Consider the following 13,268-nt stretch of genomic DNA (forward strand, 5'->3'; position numbering starts at 1 on the left):
GCTCGGTTTGCGCGGGATCAAGGCAACACAAACCCGTGCCCCCTGTATCGGTTGTTACGGGTTTGAGCGGCATCAACCCGATGCGCGCCGGCGTGCCCATACTGGAGCGTCGATCCATTCCCCGGGAACTTCGACATGCCCTCCTCTTCCCCCGAATCAACAGTTCCGGACGACTTCACGCTGCTCGACGCCTGGTGGCGCGCCGCCAACTACCTGTCGGTGGGCCAGATCTACCTGATGGACAACCCGCTGCTGCGCGAGAAACTCGCGCTGCCGCACATCAAGCCGCGCCTGCTTGGACACTGGGGCACGACGCCAGGCCTCAACTTCATCTACGCACACATGAACCGCGCCATCAATGCGCGGGAACTCGATGCGATCTTCATCGCGGGCCCTGGCCACGGCGGCCCGGGCGTGGTCGCCAACACATGGCTCGAAGGCAGCTACAGCGAGGTCTATCCGGAAGTAGGACGGGACGCCGCGGGCCTGCGGCGTCTGTTCACCCGGTTCTCCTTTCCGGGCGGCATTCCGAGCCACGCGGCGCCCGAGACGCCGGGCTCCATCCACGAGGGCGGCGAGCTGGGGTATTCGCTGCTGCACGCGTACGGCGCCGTGTTCGACAACCCGTCGCTGATCGCCTGCTGCGTGGTGGGCGACGGCGAAGCCGAGACCGGCGCGCTGGCAGCGAGCTGGCACTCCAACAAGTTCCTGAACCCCGGGCGCGACGGTGCGGTACTGCCGGTGCTGCATCTCAACGGCTACAAGATCGCCGGCCCGACCGTGCTCGCGCGCATCGGCGAGGAGGAGCTGACGCAACTGCTGCGCGGCTACGGCCACGAACCGTACTTCGTGGTGGGCGACAAGCCCGCCGACATGCACAGGCAGATGGCGGCGGCGCTCGACACGGCGCTGGACGGCATCCGCGCCATCCAGGCCAACGCCCGCACCCACGGTTTCCGCGTGCGCCCCCGATGGCCGATGATCGTGCTGCGCTCCCCCAAGGGCTGGACCGGACCGCATTACGTGGACGGCGTGCAGATCGAAGGCACGTTCCGTTCGCACCAGGTGCCTCTCGCCGACTTCTCCGCCAGGCCGCAGCACATCGAGCTGCTGGAGCGGTGGCTGCGCAGCTATCGCCCGGAAGAGCTCTTCGACGCGGACGGCGCGCTTCGCCCCGAGATCGCCGCGATCGCGCCCAAAGGTGACCGCCGCATGAGCGCCAATCCGCACGCCAACGGCGGGCTCCTGCTCAGGGACCTGGCGCTGCCGCCCTTTCGCGCGCACGCGGTGCCCGTGGCGACTCCGGGAGCGACCGACGCCGAGGCCACGCGCGTGGCCGGCGGCTTCCTGCGCGAGGTCATGCGCGCGAACCTGCCGCATGCCAACTTCCGAGTGATGGGGCCGGACGAGACCGCGTCGAACCGGCTCTCGGCCCTGTTCGAGGTGACCGGGCGAACCACTACCGCCCAGGTATGGCCGGGCGACGAGAACCTCTCGCCCGAAGGCCGCGTCATGGAGGTGCTGAGCGAGCACCTTTGCCAAGGCTGGCTCGAGGGCTACCTGCTCACGGGGCGGCACGGCTTCTTCTCGTGCTACGAGGCCTTCATCCACATCGTCGACTCGATGTTCAACCAGCACGCCAAGTGGCTCAAGGTGACGCGCGGCATCGGCTGGCGCCGGCCGATCGCGTCGCTGAACTACCTGCTCACCAGCCACGTCTGGCGCCAGGACCACAACGGCTTCAGCCACCAGGACCCGGGCTTCCTCGACCATGTGGTCAGCAAGAAGGCCGAGGTGGTGCGCGTGTACCTGCCGCCGGACGCCAATACCCTGCTGTCGGTGGTCGACCACTGCCTGCGCAGCCGCGACTACGTGAACGTCATCGTGGCAGGCAAGCAGCCCGCGCCCCAGTGGCTGGACATGGAGTCGGCCGCCCGCCACTGCACCACCGGCCTGGGCATCTGGGAATGGGCCAGCAACGACGAAGGCAGTGCGCCCGACGTGGTGATGGCCTGTGCCGGCGACGTGCCGACGCTGGAGACGATGGCGGCCGTCGACCTGCTGCGCGAGAAGCTGCCGTCACTGAAGGTGCGCGTGGTGAACGTGGTCGACCTGATGGCGCTGCAGTCTCCGGACGCGCACCCGCACGGGCTGCCCGATGCGGACTTCGACGCCATCTTCACCACCGACAGGCCCGTGATCTTCGCGTTCCACGGATACCCGGCGCTGATTCACCGGCTGATCTACAAGCGGCGCAACCATCCCGGCTTCCACGTGCACGGCTACTGCGAGGAAGGCACCACCACCACGCCCTTCGACATGACGGTGCTCAACCGGCTGGACCGCTTCCACCTCGCCGCCGACGCGATCGCCCGCGTGCCGGGCCTGTGCGACAGCGCCGGCCACGTGCAGCAGCACCTGCGCGACAGGCTGCTGGAGCACAGGGCCTACATCACCCGTCACGGCAAGGACATGCCGGAGATCGAGGACTGGCGCTGGACGCGATAACCAACGCCGCCGATGTGGAGGTATTTCTGGTCGGGTGTGCGTGCTACGCTCAGGTCAGGCCAGTCATTTAAGCAATTCGTGCTCTATCTCCCCGCCAGCGCATGAAAACCACGCCCCACATCGTTGTTCTCGACGACGAGATCGATATTACGCAGCTGCTGGCCAACTATCTTCACGGCCACGGCTTCCGCGTCACCCAGGTGCACGACGGACGCGCGCTCATGGCGCTGATGGAAACCGACCCCGCCGATCTCGTGCTGCTCGACCTCGGCCTCCCTGGCGAAGACGGCTTCTCGATCGCGCGCCGCATGCGCGAACGCTGGCATTGCGGGCTCGTGATCGTCACGGGCCGGGGCGATGCAGTGGACAAGGTCGTGGGGCTGGAGGTAGGTGCGGACGACTACGTCACCAAGCCCTTCGATCTGCGCGAGCTGGTGGCTCGCGTGAAGGCCGTGTTGCGGCGGCTGGCTCCCGCCACGCCTGTGCCCCCGGCGTCGGCCGGGGCCTTCGCCGACAGGCTGCGCTTTGCCGGGTGGCAGCTCGATACCGCCGCGCGCAGCCTCCTGAACCCATCGGGCGAGCCGGTGACATTGACCGGCGGCGAATTCGACCTGCTGCAAGCCTTTGCGCGCCATCCCGGCCGCGTGCTTTCGCGCGACTTCCTGCTGGAGCAGACACGGGGGCGCGAGGCGGCCCCCTTCGACCGCACGATCGATGTGCAGGTGGGCCGGCTGCGCAAGAAGATCGAGGCGGACGCCGAAGATCCGCAGCTCATCAAGTCGGTGCGAGGCGCGGGCTACATCCTCGTTCCGCCTGTCTCCAATGGCTGACGCTGCCGGCGATCCGCTCCAGCTGCCCGGCGCGCCCGGCCAGGTACTGCCATCCGGCATCGACGAAGGCAGCGTCTTCCGCTCGCTCTTCGCCGCCTATCCCGATTCGCTGCTGGTGGTGGACCAGACCGGCCGCATCGTCCTGGCCAACCCCTCGGCGGCCACGCTGCTGGGCTATGCGCAGAACGAACTGGTCGGCCTGAACGTCGAGGCGCTGGTGCCGGACAGCATCCGTCCACGGCACGCCTCCTACCGCGAGGCCTATGGCCGTGCCCCGCGCCCTCGCCCCATGGGCACGCACATGGAGCTGGTCGCCAAGCGCAAGGACGGCAGCGAGGTCATGGTGGAGATCGCGCTGAGCCCGTTGCAGAACCACGGCCTGCCGTTCGTTGTCGCGGCCATCCGCGACATCGGGGCCTACCCTCGCGTAAAGCAGGCACTGCAACGCGCCCGATACAGCGAACATCTGGCCCAGTTGGGCCGCCTCGCGGTCGACACGCGCGACCTGCAGGCGGTGCTCGAACACGTGCCGGAGATCATCACCAAGGCCCTGGAAGTCGAAGTCGCGATGGTGTGGCTCCTCGACGCCAGCCGTGCCGAATTCCGCGTGGCCAGCGGCGTCGGCCTGGTCGCCGGCGAGGAGATCGGCGCGCGCATGGTCAACCGTCCGGACACGCCGCCGGGCTTCGTCCTCTCCCAGGGCCGGCCTGTCGTGGTGCAGGACTACGGCAAGGAGCTGCGGTTTTCAGTGCCGAAGGCTTATCTCGAGGCCGGGCTAGTGAGCGCCCTCGCGGTGCCGCTGTCCGACCGGGGCCGCGTAATCGGCATGCTCTCCGTTCGCTCCACGGAATCCAAGCGCTTCGGCGACGAGGAAGTGCGCTTTCTCGAGTCGCTGTCGAGCCTGCTCGCGACCAGCCTGCAGCGAACGCAGACGGAAGAAGCGCTCAACCATGCCCAGCGGCTCGAGAGCGTCGGCCAGCTCACCGGCGGCATTGCGCACGACTTCAACAACCTGCTCACGGTGATCCAGGGCAACCTCCAGGTCCTCGAAGAACTGCCGGCCCTCGCGCAGGACGGTTATGCCCAGCAACTGCTGGGGGCCGCCACACGCGCGTCGCGTCGCGGCGCGGAGCTCACGGGAAAGCTGCTGGCGTTCTCGCGCCGGCAGGTGCTGCAGCCGGTCGCCGTCGACACGCACGCGCTGCTGTACTCGCTGGCCGACATGCTGCGCCGGACCCTGGACCAGCGCATCGGCATCGAGATCGACACGGCCCCCGGTCGTCCGCTGGTGGTGGCGGACCCGGGACAGCTGGAATCCGCCTTGCTCAACATCGCGATCAATGCGCGCGATGCCATGCCCGAGGGCGGCACGCTCCACTTCCGCACGGCCATCTGCGGCGCGCTGCCAGCGATTCTGCGCAACCAGCGCAACGACCCGCAGGGCAGCGCCGCCGCGCACTTCGTCGCGATATCCATAGCCGACAGCGGCAGCGGCATGACCGATGACGTCAAGGAACGGGCGTTCGAGCCCTTCTTCACCACCAAGGAGGCCGGCCGTGGCACGGGGCTGGGACTCAGCACGGTATACGGCTTCGTCAATCAGTCCCGGGGCGCCGTCGCGATCGACAGCGAGATCGGGCAGGGAACCACGGTGACGCTCTACCTCCCGCAACAGGAGGAGGCCCGCGCGCCCGCCGCCGCGGAAGAACACGCGGGCGAAGCGCTTCCAGCCGGGCTGCGGGTGATGCTGGTCGAGGATGACGCGGAAGTCCGCAAGGTTGTCGAGAACTTCCTGTGCACGCTGGGCTGCGAAATCGTCATCGCGGCCTCTACCGCCGAGCAGGCCCTGGCCACCCTGGATACGGGCACCGAACCCTTCGACCTTCTGCTGAGCGACATCGCCCTGGGCGCCGGCATGCGCGGCACGCGGTTGGCCGCCGAGATCCGGCAGCGCTTTCCCCGCGTCGCGGTACTGCTGATGTCGGGCTTCTCGTCGGAACTCCTCGATGCCGACCGAGAGGTACCGCAAGGTTGGGAGCTGCTTCGCAAGCCTTACACGCGCTCCGAACTGGCCCGGGCCATGGCGAGGGTGCTGACCGGCAACGCCTGAGCGCCAGCGTCGACTGCGCTGCTACTGCAGCATCGCGGGTGCAGGCGCCAGGCAGCGCTGCACGAAGGCGGACAGGGCACCCACGTCCGGAATCTGCACATCGCGGCGTCCCTTGGTCGCGAACCCGATGACGTTGTCCCGCGCCAGCCGCGAGAGCGCGCGGCTCACGCTCTCGAGGGTCATGCCCAGGTAGTTGCCGATCTCGGCACGCGTCATGCGCAGCGTGATCTCGTCGGCACGCATCCCGCGCTCCGCCAGCGACTCGGCCCAGTAGCGCAGGAAATCCGCCACGCGGGCGTCAGCGGGCAAGGTGCAGACGGACATCAGCGAATCCCGGTCGTGCGCGATCTCGCGGCTCATGGCGGCATGCAGCACCTGCAGCAGATCGGGACGGGTGACGCAGGTCGCCAGCAAGGCCTCGTAGGACACCACCCAGATCTCGCCGGTATCCATGGCCACCGCGTCGCACGAATAGCGCCCGCTGGCGATGCCGTCGAAGCCGAGCCAGTCGCCTCGGAACTTGAGACCCACCACCTGCTCGCGTCCGTCCGCCGACAGATTCACGATCTTGAAGAAGCCCGAGTTCAGGATGTAGAGGTTTCCGAAACGCTCGCCCGCCTGGTAGATCGTGTCGCCCATGTGGACCACGCGGCGCTGCGGCCTGAGCTGCTCGCCGAGCAGCCTGAGCGTTTCGGCGGTGTTGCGATTCGCGCAATCCTGGCCAGGGACGGGCATGCCCAGGCCGGACGGGGAAGGAGCAGTCTTCGAGGGGGCGGCGGTGTCGGGCATATTGGTTCCTTGGTGGCCTTCGCGTATCGGTGAAGGAATGCTAGGAAGCCCTCGACAACGCAATGACAACGGCCGGAATCGGTGAGTAACGCTCGGTGAATGCAATGTGTCCGGCGTGTATCAACGACCTGCAATGTGCAGCAAGTCACGCTCGGGAGCCGCCACACCTTGACCTGTATCAAACACGAAGCCGACACCCCCCCTACCCTCGGAAGGTCACACACTGACCGTCGCCATGCCTCCTTCCAACATCGCCCGCAGTCCAGAGGCGGAACCGCAGCTCTCCCCGCTGAACGTGGCGAGCCTGCTGGCCCGCGCACGCATCCTGCAGCGCGCGGCGCTCGACGGAACCACCCGCCAATTGCTGCGAGGCAAGAACCTGGGGTTGCTCTACGAAGCGCCGCATGGCGAAGCACAGGCGCTGTTCCGCCGCGCTGCCGAGGAACTCGGTGCTCACGTGGCCGCCATGCGCTCGAGCCTGTCGCCGGCCAGTGCGCCTCAGGAAGTGCAGCACACGGCCCGCATGCTCGGCCGTCTCTATGAGGCCGTCGAATGCCAGGGGCTGGAGCCGGCTCTTGTGCAATGCATCGGGCAACACGCCGGCATCCCGGTCTTCGACGGCGCCGCAATGAGGGCGCATCCGGCCGACCGGCTCGCGGAACTCCTCGGGGACACGACATCGCTTTCCGACAATCGGCGGTTCGTGCTTCAGGCGATGCTGCTGGAGGCCATCGGCTGAGCCGCCGCGCGCGTCGCACGCGCCCTTGATCCAGCGCAACACGCTTTCGCCTCTGCCTTCCTACAGTGGATTCCACGGCCGCCACGGCTGCGCCAGGACGACCGGCTCCCATCCATCCACAGCAAGGAATCCTCCCATGAAGACCGATACCCAATTGCGCGACGACATCCAGGCCGAGCTGAACTGGGCCCCCGACGTCAAGTCCTCCGACATCGGCGTCACCGTCAAGGACGGCGTGGTCACTCTCAGCGGCCATCTCCCCAGCCATGCGGAGAAATACGCGGTCGAGCGCGCCGTCCAGCGCGTGTACGGCGTGAAGGCGCTGGCGATCGAGCTGACGGTGAAGCTGCCTTTCGACAACCAGCGCACCGACGCCGACATCGCCCTGGCGGCCGAGCGCGCGCTCCAATGGAACGTTCTGGTGCCCGACGGCAAGATCCGGCCCATGGTCGAGAAGGGCTGGCTCAGCCTGAACGGCGAAGTCGAATGGGACTACCAGCGCAGCGCCGCCGAAGTCGCCGTGCGCAACCTGATGGGCGTGACCGGCGTGTCGAACCTCGTGAAGGTCAAGCCCAGGGTGAGCCCCGCCGACGTCGAGAAGAAGATCCACGAGGCGCTCTCGCGCCAGGCCGATCTTGAAGCCCGCAAGCTCTCCATCTCGGTGGACGGCTCGCAGGTCACGCTGCGCGGCACCGTTCACTCCTGGACCGAGCGCGACGCGGTACAAGGCGCCGCCTGGGCCACGCCGGGGGTCTCGGTGGTGGTGAACGACCTGCTCGTGGACGCCTGAGATGCGCGTCGCGCTCGTCACCGGCGGGACCTCCGGGATCGGAGCCGCGACGGCCGAGGCGCTGCAGGCCGCGGGCTATCGCGTGGCCGTGACCTTCGCCAACCACGCGGAGCCCGCGCAGGCCTTCGCCGCACGCACCGGCATTCCGGCCTTCGGCTGGAATGTGGCGGATGCCGCCGCCTGCCAGGCCGGCGTCGCGCACGTGGAAACGGAGTTGGGCCCCGTCGACGTGCTGGTCAACAACGCGGGCATCACGCGGGACACGATGCTGCACAAGATGAGCGCGCAACAGTGGCGCGAGGTGCTCGACGTGAACCTGGGCGGCTGCTTCAACATGTGCCGCGCCGTCATCGGCGGCATGCGCGAACGTCGCTTCGGCCGCATCGTGAACATGGGCTCGGTCAACGGCCTGTCCGGACAGGCGGGACAGGCGAACTACGCGGCCACGAAAGCCGGACTCGCGGGCTTCACCAAGTCGCTCGCGCTCGAAGGCGCCTCGCGCAACATCACCGCCAACGTGGTTGCGCCCGGCTACACCGACACCCCCATGGTGGAGGCTGTCGCTCCCGAGGTGATGGCGCGGATCCTGTCGGACATTCCGGCGGGCCGCTTGGCCACGCCCGCCGAGATCGCGCGCGGCGTGGTCTTCCTCGTCGCCGATGAATCCGGCTTCATCAACGGCATCACGCTGTCGATCAATGGCGGCAAGTACATGGCCTGAGGCGGCGACGCCCTTGCCTTATTTTTTCCTGGCGAGTCCGCTATGAACACCACATCCCAGACAACCTCCTTCGATTCTGCCGTACGGCTTGAGCCGACCATGCGGGCAATGGTGCTGAACGCAGCGCTATTGCCGTTGGAGTTCGAGCGGCGAAACATTCCGCAGCCCGGCCCGGGAAAGCTGCTCCTGCGCGTGCTGGCATGCGCGGTCTGCCACACCGATCTTCACATCGTCGACGGAGAGTTGCCGCTACCGGTACTGCCCATCGTGCCAGGACACGAAATCGTGGGCATTGTCGAGGCGCTGGGAGCGGGCGTCGAGAATCATCGCGTCGGCGACCGCGTGGGCGTGCCTTGGCTAGCACACAGCTGCGGCTGCTGCACTTTCTGCGCTTCAGGTCACGAAAACCTCTGCGACGTACCGCGCTTCACGGGCTATCACCGCGACGGCGGATTCGCTAGTCACGCGATCGCCGAGGCGGCCTTCTGCCTGCCGCTTTCCATGCCCGAACCCGACGCCGCACGCATCGCACCCTTGCTCTGCGCGGGCTTGATAGGCTGGCGCAGCCTGAAGGCAGCTGGCGAGGAGGTGCGGCGGCTGGGTATATTCGGCTCCGGCGCCGCGGCGCACTTGATGACACAGGTGGCCACTTCCCAAGGGCGAGAAGTCCTCGCATTCACCCGACCTGGAGATACTGAGACGCAGCGCTTCGCGCGCAGCCTCGGAGCGAGATGGGCGGGCAGTTCCGGTGATAGACCGCCTGACCCGCTGGACGCGGCCATCATCTTTGCGCCAGCCGGCGAGTTGGTGCCGGCGGCGCTGCGCGTCGTGCGCAAAGGCGGCCGGGTGGTGTGCGGCGGCATCCACATGAGCGACATTCCCGCCTTTGCGTACCGGCTGCTGTGGGAGGAGCGCAGCGTGGTGTCGGTGGCGAACCTCACGCGCGCGGATGCCCGGGAGTTCCTCGATTTCGCGCAGACGCACCCGCTGCAGGTCCACGTCAGGACCTATCCGCTCGCGCAGGCCAACGAAGCGCTCGCCGACCTTCGCGCGGGCCGCATCGAGGGCGCGGCGGTGCTCGTGCCCTGACGGAACACCGCAGGCCGGACTTCAGAGCTCGCGCGACTCGCGGTACTCAGGCACGGTGCACGGCCAGTCGTGGCGTTCCTCGATGGCCAGGCGCAGCGCGTCGGCGGCCACCGGTTCCCCGTGGGTCACAAACACCCGGCGCGGCGCTTTCTGCCAGTCGAGCCAGGCAAGCAGTTCGTCGCGGTCGGCATGGGCCGAAAGGCTCTCCAGGTTCGCGATCTCCGCGCGCACGGGCACGTACGCGCCGTGAATTTTGACTGCATCGGCGCCCGCCATCATGGCCGCGCCGCGCGTGCCGGCCGCCTGGAAACCCGCGAACAGGATGGTGTTCCTCGCATCGGGCGCGTAGGCCTTCAGGTGGTGCAGCACCCGCCCACCGGTGGCCATGCCGCTGGCGGACACGATGATCGACGGGAAATCCAGGGCGTTCAATCGCCGGGATTCCTCGATCGTGTTGACGATGATGGTCTGCCCCTGCATCTCGGTGCATTGCCGGGCGCTCAAGCGGTGTTCGTCGGGATACCTTCGGTAGATGCGCGTGGCGTCCGCGGCCATGGGGCTGTTCAGGTACACGGGCATGTCGGGAATGCGGCGCGCCTGCCTGAGCAGCTGGATGCAATGCAACAGCGTCTGCGCCCGCCCGATGGCGAAGGCCGGGATCAGCACGATGCCGCCGCGCGCCGCCGTGCGGTTGATCACGCCCGCCAGTTCGGCGAGCGTGTCGGTCGCCGGATGCCCGCGGTCACCGTAGGTCGACTCCACCACCACGTAGTCCGCCGGATCGACGACCTCGGGCGGCCGCATCAGCAGGTCGCCGCTGCGTCCCAGGTCGCCCGAAAACAGGATGCTCGCCCCTTCCCAGCCCACGCGCAGGCTGCCGGCGCCCAGTATGTGGCCCGCCCTGCGCAGTTGCCAGGACCAGCCCGGCCATGGCGCGCACTCCTGGCCGAACGGAACCGGTTCGAAGCGTTCGAGCGCAGCGCGCGCCTCCTCCTCGGTGTACAGCGGCAGGGCCGGCTCGTGTTTCGAGTGGCCGTGCCGGTTGGCATAGGCGGCGTCCTCCTCCTGCAGGCGGCCCGAGTCGGGCAGGAGCAGTTCACAGAGTTCGCGGGTGGCGGCGCTGCAATGAACCTTGCCCCTGAAGCCGAGCCGGACCAAGCGGGGTATGAAGCCGCTGTGGTCCATGTGCGCGTGCGTCAGAAACACCGCGTCGATCGAGGACGGTTCGACCGGCAGCGCATCCCAGTTGCGCAGGCGCAGTTGCTTGAGCCCCTGGAAGAGCCCGCAATCGACCATCAGCCGCCGGCCCTCGTGCGTCAGCAGGTATTTGGAGCCGGTGACGGTGCCCGTGCCTCCGAGGAAGTCGATGCGCATGGAAGCCTCAATGCGACATCAGCACCGGCAAGGTCATCCACTGGAGCATGGACAGCGTGGCGCCGCCCATCACCCACTCGCGCGCCCTGCTGTGGCCGTAGCAGCCCATCACCAGCAGGTCGGAACTCAGGTCGGAGGCGAGCGACAGCAGCTTGTTGCCGACGTCGTCGTCCTTGTCCCCGCCGGGATGCAGGCGGATGTTGCCGACACCCTGCGCCCGCAGGTAGGCCTGCAGGCTCTGCAGCGATGCAGCCGCACCCTCGCCGTACGCGACGACGTCCACGCGGTCCGCCTTGCACAGCCACGGCAGGGCGGAACTCACGGCGCGCGCGGATTCGCGCGTTTCCTTCCAGGCCACCAGCACGTTGCGGCCGATGGGACCGATCGGCCCCGCGTAAGGCAGCACCAGCGCCGGCCGGCCGCTCTGCACCAGCACGCTTGGCAGGAAGTCGCCGGGCAGTTCTGCGTCCATCGGGTCGTTCCGGTCACGCTGGCCGAGGATCAGCAGGTCGGCATATAGGGCACGCCGGCCGAACCCCCAGGGCCCGTCGCTTTCGGCCTCGACCCAATGCAGGCGCGGCGAATCCGCGCTGTGCTGCATGAAGGTGGCGTGCATCCTGTCGCGCGCGTCCTTGTCGATCTCCTGCATGATCGCGACCGCTTCCGCGGCGGCCTCGATGGCGTAGGGGTAGCGCATCAGCGCCGACAGGGTGCACGGCTGGGCCGTCACCTCGGCATCGAAGGTCTCGGCGAGCTGGCGGGCCAGCTCGATGCGCTCCGCCGCGCGGGCCGTGCCGTCGAGGTGAAGCAGGATGGATTTCGGGGTCGGCATGGAGGCTCTCCTTGGGTTGGGTGGGCGACGGGATTCACCTTAGGCCCGCAGGCCCCGCACGGGCTTGCGCTGCGTCAACCAGCGGAAGGAAAGCGGCGACCCGCATCGAGGCTTGATCCATCTCAACACCCGCACCCGGTGCGGCGCGCAAGATGTTCTTCACCATTTCAATGGAGAAGTCGCATGCCTTTCCTGACGAAGAATGTCGGAGTCCTCGACCGCGCGCTGCGCATCGGCGCAGGCCTGCTGCTCATCGCCCTGGCGGTCAGGGGAACCATCGGGTTCTGGGGCTACATCGACGTGGTGCCGCTGCTGACGGGCGTGGTGGGCAACTGCCCGGGCTACACCCTGTTCGGCGTCAGCACCTGCCCGCGCGACGGACGCTGAGATCCGGATGCGTGTCCACCGAACCACGGAGGACCGGATGTCGATCCATCTTCTGCTGCTCATCGTGCTGTGCGCTGCACTGGGCGGCACCGTCCTGTGGCTCGTGTTCCAGCTGGTCATCAAGTGGCTCACGCTGGACTGAACTTTCTGGAAGCCATCCGATGTGCATGAACCTGCTGCGCAGGCTCGCCGGCGCGCGGCTGCCTTGCGTCGAAGCCGATCCCGCGATGATCGACAGGCTGCGCGTGCTCGAGGCCGCCGGCCAGATCGAGGTCCGGATTCCCCCTGCCTCTGCGGGCACCGACGACGGCCCGCGTCAGGACGTGGCCACCGTGACCAGCATCACGCCCCGGGGATGGAAGACACTTGCCGCCGATGCGCCTCCCGGCGAAGCGCTGAGCTTCACCGGCACCAGGCGTCGATCTGGCGAATGAGGTCCGACCACACCGCATGTGCGGCCGCCGCCGCCAGCAGCACGCCGGCCAGCCGCGCGCCCCAGGCCTGGCGGACACCGTCGCCGGCCAGGCGCAACCAGATCCATGGGCCGATCAGCAGCGAGGCACTGCTTCCGACTGCAAACAGCGCCATCAGCAGCCCGCCCTGCATGGGGCCGTTGCCGAGACTGGCGAGCATCAGCGCCGAATAGAGCATCCCGCACGGCAGCCCCACCCAGAGCAGCCCCGTGGCGAGCACGCCCAGCCAGGTGCCGCCGGCATGCGGACGCAGGCGTGATTCGAGCGCGCGGCCGATGCGCCGCGCCCACAGCGGCTGGCGCCCCGTGACGGCCAGCATCGCGCCCCAGGCGAACACGAAGACGTGCAGCAGCACCCACAGCGGCCGCAATGCGGAAACCTGCGTGCTGGCCAGCGCGAGGCTGTCGGCGCTGGCGGCCGCGACGGCACCCGCTGCCGCGTAGCTCGCGATGCGGCCGAGATGAAAGGCGCCGGGCGCGCCGAACCCCGCCACCGCGCCCCGCCCTGCGACCGGAAGCGGCACGATCCGTATCACCGCCGAAGAGGCGGCGCCGCACATCGCCGCGCAGTGCGGCCCGCCGGCCAGGCCCATGAGCAACGCGGCACCGGCGAGCGCGAGTTGCATG

13 protein-coding genes are annotated in these 13,268 nt (G+C 68.2%); 9 read left to right on the forward strand and 4 right to left on the reverse strand.

Annotated elements, in window-relative coordinates; translation table 11 throughout:
* The first annotated feature begins 135 nt into the window (after positions 1 to 135).
* The 3 genes from Q0654_RS12005 to Q0654_RS12015 all read left to right on the forward strand — a co-directional run bounded on the left by Q0654_RS12005 (position 136) and on the right by Q0654_RS12015 (position 5,448).
* Positions 136 to 2,508 (forward strand): phosphoketolase family protein, encoded by a 2,373-nt coding sequence (locus Q0654_RS12005; protein WP_237676952.1) that lies wholly within the window; start codon positions 136 to 138, stop codon positions 2,506 to 2,508.
* A gap of 101 nt (positions 2,509 to 2,609) precedes the next feature.
* Positions 2,610 to 3,338, forward strand: a complete 729-nt coding sequence (locus Q0654_RS12010) for a response regulator transcription factor (protein WP_237676953.1) — start codon at positions 2,610 to 2,612, stop codon at positions 3,336 to 3,338.
* On the forward strand, positions 3,331 to 5,448 hold the full coding sequence (locus Q0654_RS12015; RefSeq protein WP_237676954.1) for a PAS domain S-box protein: 2,118 nt from the start codon (positions 3,331 to 3,333) through the stop codon (positions 5,446 to 5,448). Before Q0654_RS12010 ends, Q0654_RS12015 begins: the two co-directional genes overlap by 8 nt.
* Positions 5,449 to 5,469: 21 nt before the next feature.
* On the opposite strand, the gene Q0654_RS12020 is transcribed toward Q0654_RS12015, so the two are convergent.
* Positions 5,470 to 6,237 carry a Crp/Fnr family transcriptional regulator gene (locus Q0654_RS12020; RefSeq protein ID WP_237676955.1) on the reverse strand — a complete coding sequence of 256 codons (768 nt, stop codon included), beginning with the start codon at positions 6,235 to 6,237 and terminating at the stop codon, positions 5,470 to 5,472.
* A 235-nt stretch (positions 6,238 to 6,472) separates the two neighbouring features.
* Between Q0654_RS12020 and Q0654_RS12025 the strand changes: the two genes are divergently transcribed.
* The 4 genes from Q0654_RS12025 (at position 6,473) to Q0654_RS12040 (ending at position 9,576) form a co-directional block, all read left to right on the forward strand.
* Positions 6,473 to 6,976 (forward strand): ornithine carbamoyltransferase, encoded by a 504-nt coding sequence (locus Q0654_RS12025; RefSeq protein WP_237676956.1) that lies wholly within the window; start codon positions 6,473 to 6,475, stop codon positions 6,974 to 6,976.
* A gap of 136 nt (positions 6,977 to 7,112) precedes the next feature.
* Complete coding sequence (locus Q0654_RS12030; RefSeq protein WP_237676957.1) at positions 7,113 to 7,766, forward strand: BON domain-containing protein; 654 nt, start codon at positions 7,113 to 7,115, stop codon at positions 7,764 to 7,766.
* A 1-nt stretch (position 7,767) separates the two neighbouring features.
* Entirely contained in the window at positions 7,768 to 8,487 is a 720-nt protein-coding gene (phbB, locus tag Q0654_RS12035) for an acetoacetyl-CoA reductase (RefSeq protein WP_237676958.1), read from the forward strand.
* Positions 8,488 to 8,529: 42 nt separating this feature from the next.
* Entirely contained in the window at positions 8,530 to 9,576 is a 1,047-nt protein-coding gene (locus Q0654_RS12040; protein ID WP_298854104.1) for a zinc-dependent alcohol dehydrogenase family protein, read from the forward strand.
* Between the two features lie 21 nt (positions 9,577 to 9,597).
* Here Q0654_RS12040 and Q0654_RS12045 read toward each other — a convergent pair whose 3' ends face one another.
* Together Q0654_RS12045 and Q0654_RS12050 are read right to left on the reverse strand one after the other, a co-directional pair.
* Entirely contained in the window at positions 9,598 to 10,950 is a 1,353-nt protein-coding gene (locus Q0654_RS12045; protein WP_237676959.1) for an MBL fold metallo-hydrolase, read from the reverse strand.
* A gap of 7 nt (positions 10,951 to 10,957) precedes the next feature.
* Entirely contained in the window at positions 10,958 to 11,782 is an 825-nt protein-coding gene (locus Q0654_RS12050) for a universal stress protein (protein WP_237676960.1), read from the reverse strand.
* 183 nt (positions 11,783 to 11,965) lie between these two features.
* Between Q0654_RS12050 and Q0654_RS12055 the strand changes: the two genes are divergently transcribed.
* A complete protein-coding gene (locus Q0654_RS12055) occupies positions 11,966 to 12,169 on the forward strand; it encodes a DUF2892 domain-containing protein (protein ID WP_298854107.1) in 204 nt (67 codons plus the stop codon).
* Positions 12,170 to 12,336: 167 nt separating this feature from the next.
* Positions 12,337 to 12,603: a hypothetical protein gene (locus Q0654_RS12060; RefSeq protein WP_298854109.1), complete on the forward strand. Its 267-nt coding sequence runs from the start codon at positions 12,337 to 12,339 to the stop codon at positions 12,601 to 12,603.
* On the opposite strand, the gene Q0654_RS12065 is transcribed toward Q0654_RS12060, so the two are convergent.
* Entirely contained in the window at positions 12,572 to 13,267 is a 696-nt protein-coding gene (locus Q0654_RS12065) for a sulfite exporter TauE/SafE family protein (RefSeq protein WP_237676962.1), read from the reverse strand. The two genes, Q0654_RS12060 and Q0654_RS12065, sit on opposite strands and share 32 nt — an antisense overlap.
* Position 13,268: the final 1 nt, after the last annotated feature.

It is taken from the genome of uncultured Aquimonas sp. (assembly GCF_937888285.1).
Classification (GTDB): domain Bacteria; phylum Pseudomonadota; class Gammaproteobacteria; order Xanthomonadales; family Xanthomonadaceae; genus Aquimonas.